This is a genomic window from Paenibacillus sedimenti, assembly GCF_014534655.1.
In the GTDB taxonomy this organism is placed as follows: domain Bacteria; phylum Bacillota; class Bacilli; order Paenibacillales; family NBRC-103111; genus Paenibacillus_E; species Paenibacillus_E sedimenti.
On the sequence record NZ_JACVVD010000006.1, the window covers coordinates 224,154 to 246,847 of the forward strand.

Sequence of the window (22,694 nt, forward strand, 5' to 3'; positions counted from 1 at the left end):
ATCGATTTCTTAGGAGGGTTTATTTTGTACACCGTATTTGTTCAAATAGAGCTGGTGCTCTTATTGTTTCTATGTATTTTTTCGTGGATCGCCGGGGTGAAGGCATCGCGTTTGCTCTATAGCCGGAACCGTGAACGCATGCATCGCAAAGCGAGTAAGCTGCTCTTCTGGTCGTGGTTTCTGGCCGTACCGGCCGCGGCGATTGGCGGTGTTGCTTTTTGGATGCAGCAGTCCTTCGATCCGTTATTCTGGCAAGACCGTTTGTTCATTCATGCGCCATTAGTCTTATTGCCGATCGCAGGTATTTGGTTAATGGCGGTTCCAAAGCTGTGGAAATTGCGCAAAATGACCGGCTCACAGGCGGATCCGGCCGATATAGAGGCATCTTCATTAGATGCTTCGGTTTATCAAAAAGCCGCTGAACCCGGTCTTGTTGTTCCTTTTCAAATCATGGCATTAGGCGCGTTAACGGCCTTGTATTTCGCTTTAGTGCCGCCGATTCCATTTCAGTGGATCGCAATTGCCGTACCGGCAGCTTTGTTCCTGGCGGCTTCTGCCGGTTTATGGTGGAGGCACGCGCTTCGCTGCAAGCAAATCGGCAAATTAGAGGTATACACGGTACCGGCTCTATGGAAACGCGCCCTGACAATGACAGGCGTGCTGGCCGTTTGCGCTGCAGCCATTGCTTTTCTAATCGATTATGGCATGAAGAATAGTCATCTGCCTGCTGAACTGAATATGGCAAGCGGTGTCGCCGAATACGGCAATGGGACATCAACCGCTGACATGTCTACTCATCAGCATCACATGAGCGTTGGCGGCATGAATACCACGACCGGATCAAAAGCCAAGCTCGTATCCGTGACCGATCTGACCGGACCGCGCACGGGGACGCCGGATCGTCAGTTCACGCTAACGGCGCAAAAGCAGACCGTGCAGCTGAGTTCCGGCAAAATGGTAGATGCTTGGACATACAACGGTCAGATTCCTGGGACGGAGCTGCGCATGAAGGAAGGGGAGCTTGTTGAAGTTACTCTGGTCAATCAAGATATTGAACAGGGCGTGACCTTGCACTGGCACGGTCTGGACGTGCCCAATGCGGAGGATGGCGTAGCCGGGGCAACACAGAACGCCGTCATGCCAGGTGAAACGTACACATACCGTTTTCGCGCTGAGCAAGTCGGAACGTTCTGGTATCATTCGCATCAGGTCTCGCAGGAAGCTGTCAATAAGGGCTTGTTCGGGGCACTGATCGTGGAGCCGAAAGAGCCGAAAGTATCGGCACCTGTGCAAGCGGAACGCCAAGCTGAGCAAGGACAGCCAGCTCAATCCGTGCAGCCTGCGCGGCTGCAAGAGAAAGATATTACTGTGCTCACCCATGTTTGGAAAAATGCCGGATTCGCCCTTGGCGCATCCGATACTGTGGAGCGTATGACCATCGCGCCGGGAACTCCGGTCCGCATGAGACTTATTAATACTGACGATTGGGTCACGCAAAAGTACACCTTGGTCGGCACTCATTTCGAAGTTGCCGCTATCGATGGAACCTCTCTGAACAAACCGGATGTGCTTGCCAACACACACTTGGAATTAACGACAGGAGGACGGTACGATATTACCTTCGTGATGCCGGAGCATCCTGTGTTTCTTAGCGTTGGCGGCAAACAAGACCTTGGCGTGTTCATGACGCCTGACGGGCAAGGAGATATTCCTGTTATCCCCGCAACAGTGCCATTCAACGCGCTTCATTATGGACAGAAGGCAGCAACACCTTTCGATGAGAACAGCAAGTTCACGAGAGAGTTTACGATGATTTTAGATAATAAACTGGGCTTCTATAACGGTAATTTCGATTTTCTCTATACACTGAATGGCGAGGTATTTCCAAATACGCCGATGTTTATGGTGAAAGAGGGCGATCTCGTAAAAACAACGATCGTAAACCGGGGCAGCGTAGAGCATCCCATGCATTTGCACGGTCATCACGTGCTCGTGCTTTCGCATAACGGCAAGCCATCCACAGGAACTCCGTGGTGGTCAGACACGCTGGATGTGAGACCGGGCGATACCTATGAGGTGGCCTTCATCGCCAATAATCCCGGCCTTTGGATGGATCACTGCCACAATCTTACGCACGCAGCAGCAGGAATGACGATGCATCTTATGTATGAGGGCATCACGACTCCATTCTCCGTGGGCAGCAGCACGCATAATCACCCGGAATGAATGTTAGTTAATCTAACATCCGATTGACAAATGCGCGCATTCCGTTTACCCTATAAGGGAATTGAATACAACCTTTTCGTATAACCTTAATGATTGGATTAAGGGTCTCTACTTAGAAACCGTAAATTTCTAGCTACGAAAAATGTGTCTCCGGCATATTTTTCATAGCTAGTTTTTTTATGTCTGGGAGCCATATTACAAAATAAGGAATAGGGAACAGGAGGTTTTCACGCGATGGCAAACTTGTTAATCAAACATGCAGAAATCATCACGATGAACGGAGACGGGGACATTCTCACAGGCGACATCTTCATCGAAAACGACCGGATCGCCGCAATAGGGCCTGATTTGAATCCTCCGCAAGTTGACAAAGTTATTGATGCGAAGAGCCGCACCATCATTCCCGGCTTTATTCAAACGCATATTCATTTGTGCCAAACGTTATTCCGCGGCAAAGGTGACGATCTGGAGCTGCTCGACTGGCTGAAAAAGCGCATTTGGCCGCTGGAAGCGTCGCACGACGAGGAGTCTATCTATTATTCCGCGATGCTCGGCATTGGCGAGCTGATCCAAAGCGGCACGACGACGATCGTTGATATGGAAACGGTCCATCACACGGATCACGCGTTTCAAGCGATTGCAGAGAGCGGCATTCGCGCGTTATCGGGCAAAGTAATGATGGATAAAGGGGATGAAGTGCCGGTTCCCCTGCAGGAGAAAACATCAGAGTCGCTTCAGCAGAGCGTTGACTTGTTGGAAAGGTGGAACGGACACGACGGCGGCCGCATCCAGTATGCGTTCTCTCCGCGGTTCGTCATCTCCTGCACCGAGGAGCTGCTGCGGGAAGTACGCAACTTATCCGAACAGTATAATGTAAAAGTGCACACGCACGCTTCCGAGAATCAAGGCGAGATTGCCATCGTGCAGGCGGAAACCGGGATGCGCAACGTCGTCTACCTTGACCATCTCGGCTTGGCGAATGAGCGCCTCATTCTCGCTCACTGCATCTGGCTCGATGACGAAGAGAAGCGGATCATTCATGATCGCGGCGTTCATGTGAGCCACTGCCCGGGCTCGAACTTGAAGCTGGCCTCCGGGATCGCCGATACGCCGGAAATGCTGGAGCTCGACATTTCTGTCAGCCTTGGCGCCGACGGCGCGCCGTGCAACAACAATCTCGATATGTTTAACGAGATGCGGTTGGCAGCGCTGATCCAGAAGCCCGCGCACGGCCCGACCGCGATGGATGCGCGGAAGGTGTTCCGTATGGCGACGATCGGCGGCGCCAAAGCCGTCGGTATGGAGAAGGAGATCGGCAGCCTCGAAGTCGGCAAGAAAGCCGATCTGGCGATCCTCGACCTGAACAACTTCCACGTGTACCCTTCCTTCGACGTCGATCCGATCTCCCGCATCGTGTATTCTGCGACACGCGCCGATGTCGAAACGACGATCATCAACGGCAAGATCGTCATGGAGAACCGCATCATGCGGACGGTAGATAAGGACATCGTCCTCCCTGAAGCGAACCGTTCGATTCAGCGCCTGCTGAAACGCGCGAACCTGCGCTAGGGGCTTGTGTAAGCTGAGTTGAGCGGATCGCTCGCGAATTCGTGGGATTAGCGGGAAATCCTCCTGCTAATTTCAAGGCAAGTGACGAAGAACGTCCCGTTCCATTTTACAAGTGGAAACGGGACGTTTTCTATTTCAAATGATGTATGATCTCATCGCAAATACTTCGTCGCATCCGCAGGCGGTATGCGATAAACTCTTATTGCCGTTACGTAAGCACATAGCGCCACTACCAGTGCGGAAATCGCGAACGCAGCGCAAAGCCGTACATATGGGATGGTGATAGAAGGCAAATCGTTTCCGAAAGCTTGCTCCGGCTGAATGATGAAATAACAAAAGCCAGCGCCTATGATAAAGCCCGCGGTAATCCCTAGCCCTCCCGCCAGGACGGCTTCGGTCCAAATATGATAATGGAGCCACCTCGGCGGAATGCCGATGGCGCGGAGCACCCCCAGTTGATGCCTTCGTTGTTTGGACATTCGTACCAGCACGATGGCGAGCCCGACGATACCGATCCACATAGCCAGCGCATTGAAATTTTGGAAAAAGCTTGTGAGCACATTCATCGAAACATAATAATTGTTCTCGGAATCGACGATGTTGTATACAGGAGCGGCGTTATGTTTGGCCAGAGCCCGTTCCAATTGCGGCTGCAAATCTCTGGCTTCTTTGGCCGTCGGGAAGCTGAAGAGAAGCGCGGAATGAAGCCGTTTCTCTTCCTGACCGAGACGCACGGTTTCGGCCTGGTTCATCCATATGCCGAAGGCGAAAGGGTACCCGGAGGTTTCTTCTTTGGCGATTCCAATGATACGCTTTGACACGGTTTTACCGGCGACTTGCAGTTCAACCCGATCCCCCAAGCGGATCAGGTTCGTCCCGCTCCCGAACAATCGAAGCGAATCGGATGACACAATAATCACATTTGGATTATTCGCCGTCTCCATCCAAACGTCCTGTTCCCCCGTAAAACCCGGTTCAAATTCCGTCAGCTTCATCCGGTTCGTCTCCGCATAAGCTCGATCGATGCCGTTGATCATATATTGGATTTCCCCATACTGCCCTCTACCCGTTTTCCAAGGCAGTTCCGTAACTGCAGCGTATTGAAATTTCCCCGGGTCAATGCCGTTTCGCGATAACATACCGCCAAGCTCCTCTGAATGGATAACGCGTTTATCAACAGAGTAATAATGATAGGCAAACAGATCATACCCCCCTATTGTTCGGCGGGGATCGGATTGATCCACAACAGCCTGAAGATAACTTGACATCACGACGGAAAAGCCAATAAAGCAGGAGACGGAGCAAAACATAAGGATCATGAAGCCCGAACGGACCGGGCTGTCTGCCACATTGCGTATAGTCATGCTCAGCATGCCGTAAACAGCAGGTACCCTCCGGAAAGCCGGACGCATCCATTCAAAGCCCCATTCCAGCCATCTTGGCATAGCGAAGGCAACAAGCGGGATAATCAGGATGGAGATGACGATACCATAAGGATTGTCGAGGTTGCCAAGTAATTGCCGGCTCAGCGCCGGAATCGACACGATAACTCCGATGGAAACGGCCAATGCAATAACAAACCAAGCGTACAAGCTATAAAGGTAGAAACGCGTGGAAAGATGCTGTGGCTTTGATAACATGAAAGCAGGTCTCAGGAGTGATGTCACCGGCAGTCCAGACGCTTTATTGGATACAAACCAAATACACGCATATACGATCGTCGTCCCGATCGAACATCCCGCCATTACGACGGTAACATCGGGATAATAATGAAGGACTCGCTCGACTTCCGGATTTTGACCGAATAATTGACCGATACGATTCATCAAAAGCATACCAAGTCCCGTTCCCGATATGACGCCAAGCATTCCCGCCGCAATGCAGAGCATAAGCCCTTCGAGACGGAGCATTCGCTTCAAATCGACGCGGCTAAACCCGATCGACCGCAAAATGCCTGTTTCCTGCCTGCGTTCTTCAGAAAGCAGCCGGAACAGATTCAGGACAAGCACAACCCCCATTATCACTGCGTTCACGCTCGCCACCCCAAAAAGATACGTCACAAACGTGGTACTATCGGACAATTGACGGCTATCATTCTGCTTCACAGCAACAGTATCCCATGGCAGCGGAGGAGAATAACCGGAAACTAGTGCACTCATATAAGTACCATCGCCTAATCCGAACAGCGTTCTGGCTGAATCAAGAGTTATAATTGCGGTGGCATACGCTCGTTGTACACCCCGATACCCGACCAATCCTGTATCTTCGATGATTTGCTCCACACGAAACGGATGCTCGCGATCAAGCAGATCTACAATGTGAACGGTGTCTCCCGCTCTAGCTTTCAACTTAACGGCAGCCGAAGCGGATAATATTACGCCGTCAGCAGGGAGCGATTGCGATAATTGATCAGCGGGCAGATCGGGATCGAAGCGGATAGCGTCAGACAAATTCACCCCCATAACAAGAACATTAGGAAAAGCAGTGTCGTCCGCGCCATGTTGATGATGAATCATGGAAACGGTATATGAAACTATGGGAAGAACTTTAGAAAGACTGGCTGTCGCTTGCTTGAGCTGTTCCATTTCTTGCTCGTTAAAAAAGTAATGCTGCAGCGATCGCTGGTTGACCCCGTGGACCTCGTAGTCGATCGCCCCGAAATGAGATTTCAAATAATCATCCGTGCTTCTTCCCAGCGAATAGTTAGCCGTTAATAGGATAATGATGAGCGCCATGCTGACGGAAAGCCCCAACACGGTAAGCACTGTGCCGGTTTTGTTCTGCAGCAGATTGCGAATCGCCATCCTGCGAATATGCGGATAGCGTGTTCCAATAAACAACGCATAGAGAATCAGCAGCATCAACGGAATATTCAGCAGCAAGTACATCATCCGTCACTGTTCCTCCCCCGATCGGATATCCCGCCTTTTCGCATCGAATGCCGTTCCGAAATGAGATGTCCGCTGTCCATAAACAGAGTGCGGTGCGCATAGCCGGCTACATCCGGATTATGCGTGACGATAACGAACGTAATTCCTTCCGTACGGTTCAAATGATCGATCAGATCCATCACCATCTCCGTTGTCTTACTATCCAATGCTCCCGTCGGCTCATCTGCGAAAACAACCTTCGGCTTGTTGACTATGGCCCTCGCCAATGCGACTCTCTGCTGCTGCCCGCTGGAAAGCTCAGCGGGGCGGTGACGCTCCCGTTCCCGTAAGCCTACCTGTGTCAGTGCATCCAAGGCGCGCGCTCTTGCGATTTCAGGTCGCACGCCGCGACATAGAAGCGGCAGCTCCACATTTTCCGCAGCGCTAAGCATCGGCACCAAATTATAGAATTGGAATATAAACCCTGTATACTCCGCTCGGAACGCGTCTCGCTCGCGTTCTTTCATCCGATGCGGATCCATGCCTTCAAGCAGCACGCTGCCTTTGGTTGCGGAGTCTATCCCCGACAGGCAATTGAGAAGCGACGTTTTCCCGCAGCCGGAAGGTCCCATTATGGCTACAATTTCACCTCTTGCAAGCTCAAAGGATACGCCTCTTACCGCTTCAACGGCATGGATCCCTGTACCGTAGACCTTCCACAAATCGCTGACTTTCATATGCGCTGCTGTGCCATTCATACTGTTCTCCCTTCCAACATGCACCTATACCCGTGATCAAGCATCGGGAAATATCGGCAGCCTCAGCATAAATTCCGTGCCGCGCCCCATCTCGCTGCTGACACTCAGCCGCCCTCCGTGCGCTTCAACAAATTGCTTGGCGATCGCGAGGCCAAGACCCGTACCGCCGTCAGAGCGGCTGCGCGAATCATCGACGCGGTAAAACCTATGGAAAATATATGGAAGCTTATCCGGCGGAATTCCGCTTCCGTTATCTTCAATTTCTACGCGGATATGCCCGTCCGACTCTTTTTGAAAGCGAATCATCACCCGACCATGTTCGGGCGTATAGCGAATTGCGTTGCCGATCAGGTTAATCAGCACCTGCTTGACTCTGGAAGGATCGCAATAAACTTCGCAATCGTTTCCTTCGGCGTAATCCAAAGCAATTCGCTTATCCTCGGCCTCCATCGAAAATATATCGACGACTTCGCTCAATAGAGCGCGAAAATGAATCCATGAACGATCGATCGCCAGCCGTCCGGCTTCCGCCAAATTAAGCTGCTGCAGCTCCTGAATCAACCGCGTCATCCGCTTCGTCTCGTCGAGCAGTGGAACGAGGTTGTCACGCTTCAGCTCTTCAGCTCCCGCCAGCATCGTTTCCATATGGCCTCGCAATATGGCGACCGGCGTACGAAGCTCGTGCGCTGCATCGGATACTAGCCGATTACGGGCCTCGTCGCCTCTGACTCGCTCTCCGATCATCTGATTGATAAACGCCGCTAGTTGGGCGATTTCATCATAGCCCTTCACACGGATTTCCCGAAAGTCGGTGCGGTTCGTCGCAACCTTCGCTTGCGCAAGCAGCGCCGACATTCGACCGGCAATCAGTTGACCTGCCAGAAGCGATATGAAGCAGACAAGGAGCATGAGGAATGCCCCCGCCGCGATGTATACGATCCGGGCGGAAGAATTGTCTTGCGCCATACCGTAGCCGAAGGCAAAAGCAGCAACAGCAGAAACGATCGATACTCCGCCGATCCAGAGCGCTATTTTCAAAGATAGGGTCATAGCACGTCCCCGAATTTGTACCCGACACCGTGTACGGTCACAATGAAAACAGGGTTTGAGAAGTCGTTTTCGATTTTTTTGCGGATGTTACGGATATGCGTATCAATGGAGCGCTCGTACCCGGCGTATTCTTCACCGAGAGCGATCTCCAGCAAATCCAGCCGACTGTAAACCCTGCCCGGCGACTGCGCCAACGTCTTCAAAATTTTAAATTCCGTCGGAGTCATCATCACAGCCTCCCCTTGCAGTCTAACGGCGTGCTTCGTGAGATGAATCGTCAAAGCGCCTCGCTTCAGAATCTCATTATCACTCCGCGCATTGTCCACGGATGTGGTGCTCACGCTTACTCTTCTAAGTATGACACGGATGCGTGCTTCCAGCTCCCGGATTGAGAAAGGCTTCGTTATATAGTCGTCGGCGCCTAATTCCAACCCAATCAGCTTATCAACCTCATCGGATTTGGCTGTGAGGAATATGACGGGCACTTGTGAGAACGTGCGCAATCTGCGGCATGTTTCTAAACCGTTAATGCCTGGCATCATCCAATCGAGCAGCACCAAATCAATGTCAGGGGAACGCTCAAGCAGCTGCAAGGCCTCGAATCCATTGGAAGCCTCATGAACGCGATACCCTTCTTTCCGTAAATAGCTCGCGATAAACGATATGATTTTCTCCTCGTCGTCTACGATAAGGACGGTCCGGTCTTCCCCGCCATGAAGCAGCATTTGCTCTCCTTCTTTCCGAATATAGATCTAACTCTAATTAAGACCATTATACATCCTTCTTTTCAAGAAATTATGAAGGTTTTGGATAAATCTATGGAATTTCTCCACGGATTCTCGTTAATTTATATGTTTCTCAGCGATATAATCGGTGACATCAAATAAACAATAGCAGCCCGGCAGGGGCAGCTTGAGAGGAATGAATCATGAAAACAGCGGGAATTCGTGCTTTGGGGATCAAATTAGGAATAGGTTTTATAGCCGCTTTGGGTACAGGTTTACTAACGGGGATACTGCTTAGAGTCATCATGAGAGTCGTGGCGTTGCTGATTGACAGGCTTCCCGGTTTTTCATTCGGAGGAACGATGTTTGTGATTTTTACGGGGGTGGTGTTTTTTTTGGCGAACAGCTTGATCTTTACACTGATTAACAACTGGCTGCCAAAATGGTGGCTCCCTAAAGGTTTGTTATACGGAAGCATCAATTTGCTTGTTTATGGCATCCCCTTATTTCTGTTTAATCCGGAAGGAGCATTATTCGGCCCTCAAGCCCCACTCGCGATAGCGATGTTTTCTTTGTTGTTCCTTGCAAGCGGAGCAACGCTGGCGTTAGGTGCCAATCGCTTGGAAGTATGGGTGCGGCATAACGAAGCGAAGCGAGGCGTCTATATGTTGGTCAGCTTCTTCCTTTTTATCGTTCCGGCTATTCTACTCCTTGGCACTATTGTCGTTGATATGGTCCGTAAAACAATTCTGAGTATATGGCTTTAATAAATTTACTTAGAAACTCACCATTTTCTTCACAATTTCTCATGAAAATATTAACATCTCTACTTTAGGATTGGTGAAGTGAAATCAGATATTGGAAAGGATGATTTAAATTATGGCACGTAAAACGTTCTCGTCCAAAACAGTAGCAGCCGCTTTTCTTGGAGGTGCCCTCTTCTTCTCGGGCATTTCGTACGCTGCGACATCCACTCATCTCGAGGTAAGCCTTGACAGGCTAAACTTCTTTATTGAAGGCCAAGACAAAACATCGGCGGACGGCAAGTTCGACAACGGATCGTCGAAGGTGCCTGAATCGATCGTATACGATGGCACGACCTACATTCCGCTTCGTATGGCTGCCAATATGATCGGCCAGCCTATCTTTTGGGACGGCTTATCCCGGTCGATATCGATGGGCAATCCCTATGTCGTCCTCTATGACGCCAAGGGCAACCGGATCGGCCATGCCGTGCTTTCTCCTATTAATGGCGCTGTGAAGATGACATTGTCCGTTTCCAATCTGACGCCCGGCAAGCATGGGATTCACATTCACGAAAAGGCGTTTGGAGGCTTCGATTTCAAGACTGCCGGCGGCCATTTCAATCCCGAGAACAAAAAGCACGGGCACGCCAATCCCGAAGGCCACCACGTCGGAGATATCGAGAATCTTGATGTAGGCGAGAACGGCAAAGCTGAACTTACCTATGACATCGAAGGCGCCTCATTAGACCCAAATAGCAAATATTCGATTCTCGGCCGGTCAATCATCATCCATGCAAAAGAAGACGACGGCAAAACGGATCCGTCAGGTGATTCCGGCGACCGTATCGCAGGCGGCATTATTCCCCAATAAGCTTCATATGGCAGTTCTCCTGCATATCCCCCATAATCCCCTTCCCCCGCATAAAATTCAAAAGAAATCCGAGCAACGCTCGGATTTCTTCAGTCTGTTTAGCACTTACTCTGGAAGACTTCACTTCAATACATACTCCGCCAACACGCTTTGCAGCTCGTAAATATTCAAGCTTTTGTTGAATTTCTTCTCAATCGGCGTATGCGTGCCGCTGATCCAGATCTTCATCTCTGCGTCCAGATCGAAGGTCCCCGCCGTCTCGATACTGAAGTGGGTAATGCTTTTATAAGGAATCGAATGAAGCTCCATTTTCTTGCCGGATAGCCCTTGCTTATCCACTAGAATGAGCCTTTTGTTCGTAAAAATAAACAGATCGCGGATGAGCTTATACGCTTTCTCGATCGATTCCGTCTTAGCCAGCACATGGGCAAACTCCTTATTCACATCAGCCAAATTGAGCTCCGAGGCGTTCCCCATTAAACCGTCAAATAATCCCATTTGTATCTCCTCCTTCATGATGTCATTGTAACTGAGGTCAAGCGCTCCCGTCGACGTTTACTTGCTTTTCCCCCAAAGAATCAGCCCGGCCTCAAGTTTCGACAGCTTGGAAACATCGCGGGATGGATCCTGCTTCAGAATGGCCTCTTTCTGTGTCCTGGTCGCCGGCGCGCTCCGGATGATCGCATCCAGATTGTCATAAGCGATTTTGCGAGCCAAGTTTGGATCATTGAGCGCATCCATGACGCGGTACATCGCCTCGATCGCCGCTTCCTCACTCTTCACACCGTAGCCGGAATCGGAACTGAGCATGAAACGGTCTGGAAACTGCTTCATTACGGGAATGAAATCCTCCAGTTTGTTGGAGCTTGCGGGGTCCAAAACGGTAAAGCCTGCGAAGAAATCCGCATAGAGATTCGAATACTTCTCCAGTAATTTCTTCACATTTTCAGGGGAGTTGAAGGCATTGGCATGTCCGAAAATGAAGATCGTTTTGGGATGCGCATCGAGGGCTTCCTCCAATTTATCTATTACAGCACCATTCGGAGGGTCGATATGCAATAAAATTGGAGCCTTATATTCCGCACAAATGTCATAAATCTTCGGCAAGAATCCATCCATTGGATCATTCGCTTTCCATTCCACCCTGGAGACCACAGGAGAAAACGTCGAAGCGGCGGCAATTTCTCCGAGTCCAAAATAGCCTTTTTCCAAATTCGTTCTTACAACGTCAAGGCTAGATTTATCATGCAAATCGAAGCCTGAGAAATACGGCGTGAAAAAATCCGGCCTGTCCACATAAGCGTTCCATGCGGTTGCATCCGTCGCAATCGCGCTGCGCTCCGAGACATCGCCGAATAAGACGACTCGGTCCATGGCGTCACGCTTCCATGTATCCATCATCCGGTTGTAAGCGCCACCGCTCGCATCATGGTTGTGCGCGTCGGCAAGCGGAAGAGATCCGTACTGCCGGAGCAAGTCGGCAAAGCTCTTCTGCCCATTGACCGTCGAGACGGGGGACGAAGAGGCAATAGCCGCTGCAGTCGCAGGTGCCTCCAATGCTTCCGCAGTCTTGCCTGTTGTTTCTTTTACGTCTGAACTTTGGAGCAGCCAGATGCCTGCTGCGGTTGCTATAAGAATAACAATTGATAGATTGATTGTAATCGTTTTCATTTTAGACATGACAACGAACTTCCCCCTCTTCATTTTCGGGATACTGTAAAATTATACCACGCGAAAGACCCGCCCGACTACCGATAGTATCCATATGGCGGTTCCGAGAGTTCCCAACCATGCGGGTTACCCATACATTGGTAAAAGCTGCTATGGAAAGGAGACTTCTCCCATGACCTCAAAGAAGCAACACTCTGTACAACTCAAGGCGAGGCAAGCGAAGCCCAAAGTTGTTACGATTGTACCTGTATCAGGGGTGGTTGGCGATATTAAGGCGAACCCGGTGACCAACCAAGTTTATTTTGTTCATAATGAAGATGAAGTCGGTATCCTCGATGGGAAAAAGAACAAAATCATAAGTAACGTGAAGGTAGGCGGGGGGGCGGTCTTTCTAGCCGTGAATACGCGTACGAATCGCGTCTATTCGACTAATTTCCGAGATGCTACCGTCTCGGTCATTGATGGAAAGACCCACCGCAGAATAAAGACGATTCAGGTTGGTAAGCATCCCTTCGGCATCGGGATCCATCTGGGAAGCAACCGGATTTATGTCGCAAATACGAGCGGCTCGATAACCATCATAAGCGGCATTTCCAATCGCGTCTTGAAGACGCTGCGGGTCGGCGGTTCACCGACGCTTCTGGGCATCAATGAGCGTACGAACCGGATCTATGTCACCAATACGGAAAGTGATGCCGTTCATGTCATCGACGGGAAGAGCCAAAAGGTCATCACGACCATCAAAGTGGGGCGAAATCCCATCATTACACCTAGTGTTAATGCAGAGACCAATCGGATATATGTTGCGAACAATTTAAGCCGCTACTTGTCACTTATCAATGGAAGCAATAATCACAAAAGCGTGCCCATTCTGCTCGGGCGGGTGCAAAGTAATGTAGCTGTCAATCCTGCAACGAATCGCATCTATGTCACCAGTGCTCAGGTTGAAGGTCGCGGTAAGCTGTTCGTCATCAGCGGGCTCTCCAACAAAGTGCTGAAGACACTGAAGATCCCGACCTTCACGGAAATTGCAGTCAATCCCCAAACGAACCATTATTTCGTCAGTGATTCTGAAAGCAACGACCTGTTCGTCTACAGCGGAAGCACCAACGCGCGTATCGCCACGCTTCGTACCGGGAAGTCGGCGGGCAACATGACACTGAATACCCGAACTAATCGACTTTATGTGGGCAATGAGGATTCCATAACGGTCGTTCAGGACCGTAAATGAGAAGAAACCCATTACCTGATTAGTTGGTAATGGGTTTACTTTTGGGTAACGCCGCGTCGCGAACATGATTTCTGTACATTTCGCCCCATTGCTTCATGCTGAGAATAATGGGCTTAAGCGTTGCCCCGAACTCGGTTAACGAATATTCCACCTTCGGCGGCACCTGCTGATACACTTCGCGGTGAACGATGCCGTCATTCTCCAGCTCCCGCAGCTGCAGCGTTAGCATTCGCTGCGTAATGTTCGGACAGATCCGGCGGAATTCGTTGAAACGCTTCGTGCCGTCAATCAAATGGTACAGCAATATGCCCTTCCACTTCCCGCCAATCACATCCAGCGTAAATTCGACAGGGCAGCCCTCCCCTGTGGGAGATGGGCCAAATCTGCCTTCACGTCTTTTCAATCCAATCACCTCTTTGTAGTATACTTTTTGATACTATATATCAAATTAGTGTGTATATGTTGATTTGATTTTAACATAACTTCTTTTCGCAATCGAGCCTGACTTTACGCAGAAAAACCGTTGCAAACGATCTTGCGTTTGGAAACGAAATCCGCCTTGCAGGGGCGGGTATTCGGAACTTTAGAAATCGGTATGTATACGCTTGGCATTCTCGCTTTTTTCTACGCGAAGTCAATTCGTCAATACGAATAAAACAAAAAAGTTCCCGTAGGTTGGGAACTTCTAAGCTTTGTTACAGCTATCGCCGGACATCGCTCTGGCGCGGAAATCGCAGTTTCTCTTATCGACGGATTTCATTAAATCCACGTTGACGCCCTTCTCTTCTGCCAGACCAATGAGAGCGCTCACATCCTTCGGCAAGCATTTGCCGGCATAGCCGCGCTTCTCCTCATAGACAAACGTGTGGCTTCTGCCGATTCTCGGATCCTCCAGCCATACTTCCCGCAGCTCGTTATAATCGATTCCGTGTGCGCCAGCGATATCAAAGAACTCATTACAAAACGTAACCTTGAGCGCCAGGAAGCAATTCTCCATATACTTGGCGAGCTCCGCTGTCTTCGCATCGGTTATCCTGATTCTGACTTCGGCATTATACACCTGTTGGTACGCACCGATGACAAGGCGGACATCCTCCGCAGCTCCGCCAAACGTAAGCCATGTCCGATAATGCAGATCAGCAAACGGGTGGTCCACAGTTTCACCGTAATACTCCGGCTGAAACACGATACGCTTGCCCGTTGCTTCCTTCTGCTGGTCCGTGAACCCTACTGGAACCGTCGAGCGGATGACGATCACTTTGGCTGCCAGCCAGGCGATAACTTCCTCGACAATGGATGTATCGCACGTACCGTCCTGGCGCGGAGGCGTCGGTACACAGACGAATACGACATCGCTTTCGTTGACCACGGCTTTGCTTCCTATTTGCATGGGCTCATCGTAAATCGCTGCGCTCGGAAAAAGCGCATGTATCGCTTTACCGACATGGCCGTAACCAATTATCCCTACTCTCATCTTAGCATCTCGCCCCTCGTTGTCCGCATAAGCAACCCATCTATCCTACGCCTCCACCTTAGCTTCGGCCTCACGCTCATGGCGCTTCTTCTGCACACCAAGCAAAATAAACACCAAGAAGTAGTATCCCCAATAACCGAGGAATTCCTCCAACGAAGGATTCTGCGTGTAACCCAGAAACGCTTTGAAAAAGATACCGACCTGCCCGTTAATGAGCGGCGCCTGACCCGTATCGCGGAGATATTGGACGGCATCGATCGGATGCTCGGCCATAAGGCCGGTCATATTGTAAATTTCACCGATTTCATTGCCTGCTGTCCGGTATAAGCTGCCTAGTATGCCCAAGTCCTGCATAATGCCAATCGCCTGAACGAACAAACCGGCAGAAATCATCATAAGAAAGACAGCCGTTACCCTGAAGAATGTACGCAATCTGACTTTCCTCGTTCCTTTAAAGAACAAGATACCGATAATCATAGCTAAAATCAGCCCACCGAGCGCTCCCCAGCTTTGCAGCGCTTTCTGGATATCGCCGCCAGTAATGGCAGCGAAGAAAAACACGGTCTCCACGCCTTCGCGCACGACGACGAGGAAGGAGTGGACGACCATATTCACGGCGCCGCCGATGGTCAGAATGTGTGCGATTTTACTTTGAACCTTCCCCTGCAGCTCGCTGCTTTGTCTTCCCATGAACATGATCATATGCGTCAGCAAGCCGGATGAGATGAGCATGATGCCGATTTTCAAATAATTTTGACTGCCCATGGCGGCAAAGCCGGTAAGCAAAATCTGGAACACCAGCGCCAAGCCATAACTGGCAAGCAGCGCTAAGAATACCCCAACCCATACCCACTTATGCCAGCGCGTCGCTTCAATGCGGGTTAAATATGTAAGGATAACGCCAACGATGAGAATGGCCTCAAGCGCTTCGCGAAACGTAATCAAGAATGCCTGTAAATCCAATCTTCTCTCCCCTTTCCCTGTCTAGCCTATGACGCCGAAAAACACCTGCGCCTGCCAGGCACAAGTGTCTTACGGCTTCGTATGAATTAACGAAGAATGATGATCTCGCCATCTTGGAAAAATACGCGTTTGCCGAACAGCTCAGCCACGGCGCGCAGCGGGATGAACGAGCTGCCGTTCACGATTACGACCGGTTGATCCAGCTTCACTTTCGCGTTAACTTCGCCGTTTTGCACAACTTGGTCGGAACCGAGCGTAATTTCTGTTTTCTTGCCGTCTTTAACGATTACGACTGTTTTAGTAGCATCTACCCAATCAACTTGAGCTTGAACAGCCTGTGCGATGACACGAACCGGCACCAGTGTGCGGCCGCTTACTTCATTGATGAATGGGGCATTTTCCGCTGTGAATGCAGCGCCATCCACTTGATAGTCCTTGCTCCCAATTTTCAGGCTGGAGCCGTCTTTTACAACCTGATGCTTAAGCACTTGGAATCCGTACAGCTTCGCTGCAGCAAGATCGGAGCTATCGACTGCAGTTGTGAACTTTTGCGCCGACTCAACCGCTGCGGCAAACTTTTCTTTACCCAGGAATACTTCTTGGGCAGCCAGGAACATGTTGCCTTCCATCGCGTAACCGCGCGCGCCTTGCAGGTCGCCGGCTTCAAGCTTTGTGAACGCTTGGTTCACATATTCGGATACTTTACCGATCAATGTGCGGTGCAGTGCTGCTTGAATTTCTTCTTTTTTGATTTTACTTGCATCTCCTGATGCAAATGCGTCTTTCACAAAGTTAGCATCGGCAATGCTGCCGCCTCTCAAATAAGTGTAAACCGGCATGAAGAGGAAGTAACCCTCTGTAATGGCTGCAGGCTGATCTGCCGCTGGCTTAGTTGCAACGCTTTCCGCATATGTAAATGTGGCAAGTGTGTAAGTTTTAATCAGCGTCTTATCGAGCACTTGACGATGAACGTTAAAATCATTCAAATTACCGTCGTTAATATCTTTCTGAATTTGTTCGATCGTTCCTTTCAGGACCGGAACCATGTTCAGACTATATTTCGTGTCGCGTTTCTCTACAGTTGCCTGCAGTGCGCCTTCATAGATTTGGACTACTTTATCAAAAGCCGTTTTCGCGCCTACTTTATCGCCTTTGGTCATTGCAGGGCGCACTTGGTTGTTCATCAAATCACGCACAGCGAAATAGAAGTACCATTGCAAGCCTTTATCGATCGCTTGTTTCGCTTGAGCTACGCTCAAATCGCCTTTGATCGCACTGTTCAAGACAAGCGTAATGTTGGTATCGATCTTAGGGTCGTCTGCTTTAATCGTAGTATCGATGCGTTTAATATCGGTTTGGAATTTATCAACATATAATTTCTGAACATCTGTCAGTACGGTTTTATCTGTAAATAGTGCCTTAATATCAGCAAATGCTTTGACTCTTGCGGCTACTTCCTGATCTTCAGTAATTTGGAATTTGCTTTCCGCAAAGGCGGCGGAAGTCAATGTAACAACGCTCGATAATGTTAACGAAACACTTAGTGCAACAGCTAATAATTTACGCATCTTCAAGTATCCCTCTTTCAAATTTGAATTGGTTGGTATGTTCAAGACTTTAAATCCACTTTTTCTTCCGGGCAAACCATACACCGCCCCCGAGCACTACGATGACAGCTCCGATAACCGCAATGCTGACGAGCGGATTCGTCTTGTCTGTGCGCTGCATGGGAGCATGAGCTGCCGCTTCCTTAGCGGGCTCTGCCTTCGCGGCTTCGCTTCCGGCAGGCGTTTCAGCAGGCTTAGCTGATGCTTCAGCGGCTGGGGTCGCCTGGGCCGTATCCGTAGTCGGCGCCGGGGTGCTGCTTGCCGCTGCGCTTGCAGAAGACTCAGGCGCCAACGTCCCTGTCGCCGTTACAGCCGCATCAGGCTGCTTGGACTCGGCAGGCTTGGCCTCTTGGCCTTTGCTCGCTGGAGTTTGCTGCTCCGGCTTTGACGATACTGCAGCTTCCGCTTTAGGGGTTTCCTGCGGTTTCGCAGTTGGCGCCGGTTCGCTAGGAGCAGCAGTTTTAACTGCCGCTTTATAAGGGAACAGCGGTTTTACCTTGTTGTAAATAAAGTTGACCTTTTCTTTGAAAACTTCCGGCTGCACTTCTTTCTTCCCTACACCGAACAGTCCAGGATTACCCAACGCATCGAGTGCAACATCGAAAGCTTTGTTGATGTCGTCCGAACCCGATCCGATGTAAGGCTGAAGCGTATCGAAGGTCGCCTTGGCCTTAGCAAGCAGCAGCTTCGCCTGGGCGTAATCGTCAAGGCCCTTGGAGGCATACGTGAACCGCCGCTCCAAGTTCATCACGAGCACGGCTTTGAAATTAGACACCACCGCTTTATTGTCTTTTGCTTGAAAATTGGTGTCCAGCGTAACAGCAACCTCTTCGCCGAAGTGTGCGGCGATCTCTGCTCTTCGCACCTTGTAAGCCTCTTGTGCAGCGTTCCAATCGTTCGCGCCATCTCCTAAACTAGTCTGCACCAGTTTGAACGTTTCCGCGACATCTTCCGTGTTGGCGTCGCCATAGGAGTAGGCTAACGCCGAGGACGGTATGACGATCAACGCCGCTAGAACTAACATCAGGCTAGTTAGAAGCCATTTTTTCATGTTTTCACCCCTGTATGACGAAATCAACCAAGTAGTCATTGATAATGATAATCATTGTCTATAATATTTGTCAACCACTATTTACCTGATTGTCGAGACAAATTAAAGGTTTGCCTAACGAATCCATTCGTACAAAGTAATCTCCGCGTATACCGGGTCGAACAGGAGAGCGGACTTGAACTCAGCCATCTTTTTAACGTGATCACGAATCGGTTTGCCTTGATCCTCGAATCCCTGGACAACATGGTCTGTGAGCAGCACACGCCGACCCGGCTCCGCTTGCGCAATCGCCAAAAAATACCCGTATGTATAGATTCGTTGATGATCGTATGCCGCTCCCAAGTATTGCAGCACTCTGGTTTCCTCCCAGGTAAATAAGACAAGAGGCTCATGCTGCGAGCTTACATATCGGTGAAGCTGATAGACCGCCGGCTCCTCGCCTGCTTGCTGCTTCTGCAGCTGCGCTCCGTATACGAATTGTATGCTAATGAGAACAATCAACAATATGTTGATTAGTCCGGAAGCTATCCGCCTAAGTTGCGGCTGAACAGTACGCCTCTCGCTGCTCAATGCCTCTGCCGTCCGAACGGCAGCCACGTAGAGAATAAGCAGCAGCGGTGCGACTACGGGAACGACATGACGAGGTTTCTCAATATTTTGTCCGAATAAAGCCCACAAAGCATATAATAAGGCGCAGCCTGCAAGCCATAACATGAATTTCTGGTTCGTACTCCAATGATACCCACGGGTAAGCAGAGGACGCCATGCAAATGAGGCCAATGGGGCCAATGCTACAAGCGATAGCAGCGCTCCAATGACCGCTGAGCCGCCCGTAAGCGATGACTCGAACAGATTAAGTCCTAGAAGCCTAACCAACCGCTCGCCGAGCGGCATCGGGATGGACACGACTCCGCCGCCCCACTCCGAGAAATGGCCCGCCACAAAAGCAAAAGACAACTTCCAGAAACCGGACAAGGTGCCTTCGGATAAAATCAATCCAGCTACCCAAATCAGCTGGAACAGCACCGTCATCGCCGCCGAGAAGCCTAACCGACCCCAGCGACGCAGCCGGCCGCCCTCCTGTTCTATGATGGCCATCCAGAGCGGAAGCAGCGCCAGCCCGAATGGAAAAAACGATAGCCGAGTTCCCATCAGTAATCCGAACATGAACAGTGCAAGCATATGACGAGGAAGCGAAATCGGACGATCCATCGCATAGCGAACACTCCATAGATACCACCAGAGCAAGGCCATTCCTGCGCACTCGGACATCGGCCTTGCGGCCATCAGCCAAAGATAGGGACTTGTCAGAACGAGTGCAGGCAGCAGCAAGCTCTTGACTCCCCCGCTCGTGCAGCGGTGTGCCAAAAGCGCCATCGGAACCGCCGAGCTTAGCGCCATGGCGGAGTTGAATATAGCCAAAGCTTGGACGGGATCGTTCACCCAGCGATGGAAAAGCCAGCCGCCCAATATGAAATAGGGATAGCCCGGAAAATGCGGCTGCATCGCCAGCAAATCATACCGCTGAAGCGCCAATGCAAAATCAACCTCGTCCCACGTACGAGCGAAGGGACTGGCGTAGAACACGCTGAGGCACGTTGCTGCCACCATCACAGCTATTGCGAACAACGCAGTGGTAGCAGAGGCGGAGGCGGCTTTACGCCTCATAGACCTGCTTCCTTTCATCATGAGGCTCATGAACAACGACCGCTTCATGCTTGCGTCTGGAGACAGGACTTCTCATCTCTTTGTAGATCGCAGGGAGAACTGAAGTTACGTACTGCCTGAACTTGATGAAAGACTGCCCCTTCGTACGGACTTGATAAGAAATCGGAATTTCCGCAAGCCGGAAGCCCTGCCTAACCAAATTCAACGTAAGAACCTGGGCATAGTTATAATCGTGGACAATATGGGCATGCTCCATCGCTTCGCGAGAGAATCCCCTCATGCCGGATTGACCGTCATAAATCCATCTGCGCAACAGTATAGCCTGCAGCAGGGTAAACACATAGTTGCCCAATCTGCGGTGCAGCTTCATGCCTCGTATCTGCCCTTTGAACCGCGAGCCGAACGTATAATCCGCGCGTCCCTCTATGATAGGAGCAAGTACGTCTGGAATCTGCTCAGGCGGGTACTCGTTATCGGCATCAATCATGATGCCAATGTCGGCCCCCAGCAGGCAGCACTGTTGAAGCCCTTCCCGCACAGCGGCACCAAGACCCTTATTGCGAGGGAAAGAAACGATATGGTCAGCTCCCCCTACCCTGGCAACTTGGACGGTTGCATCTGTAGAGCCGTCATCGATGACCAGCACCTCTACCGTATAATGCGAGTGAAAAACACGCGGAACCCGGGCAATGACGCCGCCGATGTTATCTTCTTCATTATGAGCGGGCATGAAGACGATGATTTTTTTCTTAGTCATGGTGTTTGATCGCCTCCGTTAATACAGGTCCACGGCTGTGGCTTGGGAAAGGTGCACCGAGCAGGTACGCCAATGTTGGCGCCATGGATACGAGCGAGTGTTTCTCGTCGATCCGAAGTCCCTGCTGAATCGTCGGACCGTGCAGGAAGAATGGAACATACCGTTCGCCCTCGTCCAGATGCCCATGTCCCCCGATGCCGTCTGCCTGCCCATGATCGGCGCAGATGATCAGCGTCGTATTGTCCATCATGCCTTTTCGCTCCAGCCAGCCTACGAATTCCTCAATCAGCCGGTCCGCTTCTGCAATTTTTTGCGTGTAATCGTCGTATAATACGCCTCGGCTATGACCCGTTTGATCGACACCAATCAATTGAGCAACCAGCAGATCCGGATTTTGCTCCTCCATAATTTTCTTCGCGCGCTCGATGATATTGCGGTCAGCCACATCGTTGTGCATCACCGCTGTCACGCTCTCGACGTCATCCCCCATCGAATCGATCAAATGCGCAATGCCAAGCAGCCGGCCTTTCTTGCCAACTTTGCGCAGCGAATCAAAAATGCTCTCTACCCGGATACCCAGCTTCCAAACCATATTGGAGCGAATGCCGTGCTCCCGCGGATAAGTACCTGTAAACATGGAGGAGAAGCAGACAACCGTGCGCGCCGGATATACGGTTTCCATCTGAGCGTACTCCGTTCCTTCGGCTCTCAGCTTTTTCATGAATGGTGCATCAGCCTCTTCGAACCGCTCTTTGCGCATCCCGTCAACGACAATGACAATCACTTTCTTGTTCAGCGCCGCTCCTCCAGTTTTCACATTGCTCGAATCACGCGTGAAGGATGGAATTTCGGCAGGCTTCCAATCGAACAGGTTCCTGTGGAGAATGAAGCTGTAGAGCAATAATCCCGCGGCAAAAAGCAACCCGTTCACGACATCCGGCGAAGCCTCATGATCAAATTCCCCGTAAAAATGGTTCCATACGAAAAGCAGCAGCAAAAACTTCGGCATCTGCTCCTGCGCATTGCCGCTTGTCGAATCGCTGTTCTTCAACACTAGCTTCCAGAATCGGGTGAAGTTCCACCACGAGGTGCCGATTCTCAGATGATAGTAGAACGTACCCCAGAAATAAATCGTAAAGAAATAAAATAACCCCAATGCCAGCAAGTAAAGCGTTAAATCGGGACGATCCCAGATAAGCAGGGCAGCAATAAGCGGCAGCCACAAATAATTGCGAAGAAATAAAGGATAATCGTAACAGTAATAGATGACGAATAATGGTAACGTAACGAGAAGTCCGAGCCCTGCGGAGCTCCAAAAGCCGACATCGGACCAATCGCCGATATGATAAAGCAAGAAGACGCCGGCCACAAAAATAGGCGTGAACGGTTTGCCTTCATTCAGCATGTTCCAACAGCGTGCGGCTACAATTTCAAATGAAGAAGCCTTTTTCATTAAT

At 50.5% G+C, this 22,694-nt stretch carries 20 protein-coding genes and 1 riboswitch; of the genes, 6 read left to right on the plus strand and 14 right to left on the minus strand.

The window, feature by feature from the left end; translation table 11 throughout:
- Positions 1-24: 24 nt before the first annotated feature.
- Together ICC18_RS18485 and ICC18_RS18490 are read left to right on the plus strand one after the other, a co-directional pair.
- A complete protein-coding gene (locus ICC18_RS18485) occupies positions 25-2,226 on the plus strand; it encodes a multicopper oxidase family protein (RefSeq protein ID WP_223192680.1) in 2,202 nt (733 codons plus the stop codon).
- Positions 2,227-2,282: 56 nt separating this feature from the next.
- Positions 2,283-2,382, plus strand: a riboswitch (purine riboswitch).
- Positions 2,383-2,460: 78 nt separating this feature from the next.
- The gene (locus ICC18_RS18490) at positions 2,461-3,795 is read left to right on the plus strand and encodes a 5'-deoxyadenosine deaminase (protein ID WP_188175914.1); all 1,335 of its coding nucleotides are present in this window, start codon (positions 2,461-2,463) and stop codon (positions 3,793-3,795) included.
- Between the two features lie 152 nt (positions 3,796-3,947).
- On the opposite strand, the gene ICC18_RS18495 is transcribed toward ICC18_RS18490, so the two are convergent.
- The 4 genes from ICC18_RS18495 to ICC18_RS18510 are packed head-to-tail and all read right to left on the minus strand — an operon-like array spanning position 3,948 to position 9,198.
- Positions 3,948-6,686 carry an ABC transporter permease gene (locus tag ICC18_RS18495; protein ID WP_188175915.1) on the minus strand — a complete coding sequence of 913 codons (2,739 nt, stop codon included), beginning with the start codon at positions 6,684-6,686 and terminating at the stop codon, positions 3,948-3,950.
- Complete coding sequence (locus ICC18_RS18500; RefSeq protein ID WP_188175916.1) at positions 6,683-7,423, minus strand: ABC transporter ATP-binding protein; 741 nt, start codon at positions 7,421-7,423, stop codon at positions 6,683-6,685. The genes ICC18_RS18495 and ICC18_RS18500 overlap by 4 nt, the downstream gene beginning before the upstream one ends.
- 36 nt (positions 7,424-7,459) lie before the next feature.
- On the minus strand, positions 7,460-8,473 hold the full coding sequence (locus ICC18_RS18505) for a sensor histidine kinase (RefSeq protein WP_188175917.1): 1,014 nt from the start codon (positions 8,471-8,473) through the stop codon (positions 7,460-7,462).
- Positions 8,470-9,198: a response regulator transcription factor gene (locus ICC18_RS18510; RefSeq protein WP_188175918.1), complete on the minus strand. Its 729-nt coding sequence runs from the start codon at positions 9,196-9,198 to the stop codon at positions 8,470-8,472. Before ICC18_RS18510 ends, ICC18_RS18505 begins: the two co-directional genes overlap by 4 nt.
- A 203-nt stretch (positions 9,199-9,401) precedes the next feature.
- Here ICC18_RS18510 and ICC18_RS18515 point away from each other — a divergent pair, with 203 nt between their 5' ends.
- Positions 9,402-9,965: a hypothetical protein gene (locus ICC18_RS18515; RefSeq protein ID WP_188175919.1), complete on the plus strand. Its 564-nt coding sequence runs from the start codon at positions 9,402-9,404 to the stop codon at positions 9,963-9,965.
- A 112-nt stretch (positions 9,966-10,077) separates the two neighbouring features.
- The gene (locus tag ICC18_RS18520; protein ID WP_188175920.1) at positions 10,078-10,815 is read left to right on the plus strand and encodes a superoxide dismutase family protein; all 738 of its coding nucleotides are present in this window, start codon (positions 10,078-10,080) and stop codon (positions 10,813-10,815) included.
- 120 nt (positions 10,816-10,935) lie between these two features.
- On the opposite strand, the gene ICC18_RS18525 is transcribed toward ICC18_RS18520, so the two are convergent.
- Together ICC18_RS18525 and ICC18_RS18530 are read right to left on the minus strand one after the other, a co-directional pair.
- Entirely contained in the window at positions 10,936-11,313 is a 378-nt protein-coding gene (locus ICC18_RS18525; RefSeq protein WP_188175921.1) for a PH domain-containing protein, read from the minus strand.
- A gap of 57 nt (positions 11,314-11,370) precedes the next feature.
- The gene (locus ICC18_RS18530; protein WP_223192681.1) at positions 11,371-12,495 is read right to left on the minus strand and encodes an amidohydrolase family protein; all 1,125 of its coding nucleotides are present in this window, start codon (positions 12,493-12,495) and stop codon (positions 11,371-11,373) included.
- A gap of 163 nt (positions 12,496-12,658) precedes the next feature.
- Between ICC18_RS18530 and ICC18_RS18535 the strand changes: the two genes are divergently transcribed.
- Positions 12,659-13,717, plus strand: a complete 1,059-nt coding sequence (locus ICC18_RS18535) for a YncE family protein (protein WP_188175923.1) — start codon at positions 12,659-12,661, stop codon at positions 13,715-13,717.
- Between the two features lie 19 nt (positions 13,718-13,736).
- Here ICC18_RS18535 and ICC18_RS18540 read toward each other — a convergent pair whose 3' ends face one another.
- On the minus strand, positions 13,737-14,120 hold the full coding sequence (locus ICC18_RS18540) for a winged helix-turn-helix transcriptional regulator (RefSeq protein ID WP_188175924.1): 384 nt from the start codon (positions 14,118-14,120) through the stop codon (positions 13,737-13,739).
- A gap of 120 nt (positions 14,121-14,240) precedes the next feature.
- Between ICC18_RS18540 and ICC18_RS34355 the strand changes: the two genes are divergently transcribed.
- A complete protein-coding gene (locus ICC18_RS34355; protein ID WP_262495878.1) occupies positions 14,241-14,372 on the plus strand; it encodes a hypothetical protein in 132 nt (43 codons plus the stop codon).
- A 30-nt stretch (positions 14,373-14,402) separates the two neighbouring features.
- On the opposite strand, the gene ICC18_RS18545 is transcribed toward ICC18_RS34355, so the two are convergent.
- From ICC18_RS18545 to ICC18_RS18575, 7 genes are all read right to left on the minus strand, one after another.
- Positions 14,403-15,191 carry a hypothetical protein gene (locus tag ICC18_RS18545; protein WP_188175925.1) on the minus strand — a complete coding sequence of 263 codons (789 nt, stop codon included), beginning with the start codon at positions 15,189-15,191 and terminating at the stop codon, positions 14,403-14,405.
- Between the two features lie 45 nt (positions 15,192-15,236).
- Entirely contained in the window at positions 15,237-16,154 is a 918-nt protein-coding gene (locus tag ICC18_RS18550) for an FTR1 family iron permease (RefSeq protein ID WP_188175926.1), read from the minus strand.
- An 86-nt stretch (positions 16,155-16,240) separates the two neighbouring features.
- The gene (locus ICC18_RS18555) at positions 16,241-17,722 is read right to left on the minus strand and encodes a copper amine oxidase N-terminal domain-containing protein (RefSeq protein ID WP_188175927.1); all 1,482 of its coding nucleotides are present in this window, start codon (positions 17,720-17,722) and stop codon (positions 16,241-16,243) included.
- Positions 17,723-17,771: 49 nt separating this feature from the next.
- Positions 17,772-18,812 carry a hypothetical protein gene (locus ICC18_RS18560; protein ID WP_188175928.1) on the minus strand — a complete coding sequence of 347 codons (1,041 nt, stop codon included), beginning with the start codon at positions 18,810-18,812 and terminating at the stop codon, positions 17,772-17,774.
- Positions 18,813-18,926: 114 nt separating this feature from the next.
- A complete protein-coding gene (locus tag ICC18_RS18565) occupies positions 18,927-20,480 on the minus strand; it encodes a nucleoporin-interacting protein (protein WP_188175929.1) in 1,554 nt (517 codons plus the stop codon).
- A complete protein-coding gene (locus tag ICC18_RS18570; protein WP_188175930.1) occupies positions 20,470-21,237 on the minus strand; it encodes a glycosyltransferase family 2 protein in 768 nt (255 codons plus the stop codon). The genes ICC18_RS18565 and ICC18_RS18570 overlap by 11 nt, the downstream gene beginning before the upstream one ends.
- The gene (locus ICC18_RS18575) at positions 21,230-22,690 is read right to left on the minus strand and encodes an alkaline phosphatase family protein (protein WP_188175931.1); all 1,461 of its coding nucleotides are present in this window, start codon (positions 22,688-22,690) and stop codon (positions 21,230-21,232) included. Before ICC18_RS18575 ends, ICC18_RS18570 begins: the two co-directional genes overlap by 8 nt.
- Between the last annotated feature and the right edge of the window lie 4 nt (positions 22,691-22,694).

Coding starts and splice junctions, on each gene's coding strand:
- ICC18_RS18555 (WP_188175927.1), bottom strand. CDS start 17,722: ATGCGTAAATTATTAGCTGTTGCACTAAGTGTTTCGTTAACATTATCG.
- ICC18_RS18510 (WP_188175918.1), bottom strand. CDS start 9,198: ATGCTGCTTCATGGCGGGGAAGACCGGACCGTCCTTATCGTAGACGAC.
- ICC18_RS18500 (WP_188175916.1), bottom strand. CDS start 7,423: ATGAATGGCACAGCAGCGCATATGAAAGTCAGCGATTTGTGGAAGGTC.
- ICC18_RS18515 (WP_188175919.1), top strand. CDS start 9,402: ATGAAAACAGCGGGAATTCGTGCTTTGGGGATCAAATTAGGAATAGGT.
- ICC18_RS18565 (WP_188175929.1), bottom strand. CDS start 20,480: ATGAGGCGTAAAGCCGCCTCCGCCTCTGCTACCACTGCGTTGTTCGCA.
- ICC18_RS18570 (WP_188175930.1), bottom strand. CDS start 21,237: ATGACTAAGAAAAAAATCATCGTCTTCATGCCCGCTCATAATGAAGAA.
- ICC18_RS18520 (WP_188175920.1), top strand. CDS start 10,078: ATGGCACGTAAAACGTTCTCGTCCAAAACAGTAGCAGCCGCTTTTCTT.
- ICC18_RS18490 (WP_188175914.1), top strand. CDS start 2,461: ATGGCAAACTTGTTAATCAAACATGCAGAAATCATCACGATGAACGGA.
- ICC18_RS18525 (WP_188175921.1), bottom strand. CDS start 11,313: ATGGGATTATTTGACGGTTTAATGGGGAACGCCTCGGAGCTCAATTTG.
- ICC18_RS18560 (WP_188175928.1), bottom strand. CDS start 18,812: ATGAAAAAATGGCTTCTAACTAGCCTGATGTTAGTTCTAGCGGCGTTG.
- ICC18_RS18575 (WP_188175931.1), bottom strand. CDS start 22,690: ATGAAAAAGGCTTCTTCATTTGAAATTGTAGCCGCACGCTGTTGGAAC.
- ICC18_RS18535 (WP_188175923.1), top strand. CDS start 12,659: ATGACCTCAAAGAAGCAACACTCTGTACAACTCAAGGCGAGGCAAGCG.
- ICC18_RS18530 (WP_223192681.1), bottom strand. CDS start 12,495: ATGTCTAAAATGAAAACGATTACAATCAATCTATCAATTGTTATTCTT.
- ICC18_RS18545 (WP_188175925.1), bottom strand. CDS start 15,191: ATGAGAGTAGGGATAATTGGTTACGGCCATGTCGGTAAAGCGATACAT.
- ICC18_RS18505 (WP_188175917.1), bottom strand. CDS start 8,473: ATGACCCTATCTTTGAAAATAGCGCTCTGGATCGGCGGAGTATCGATC.
- ICC18_RS18495 (WP_188175915.1), bottom strand. CDS start 6,686: ATGATGTACTTGCTGCTGAATATTCCGTTGATGCTGCTGATTCTCTAT.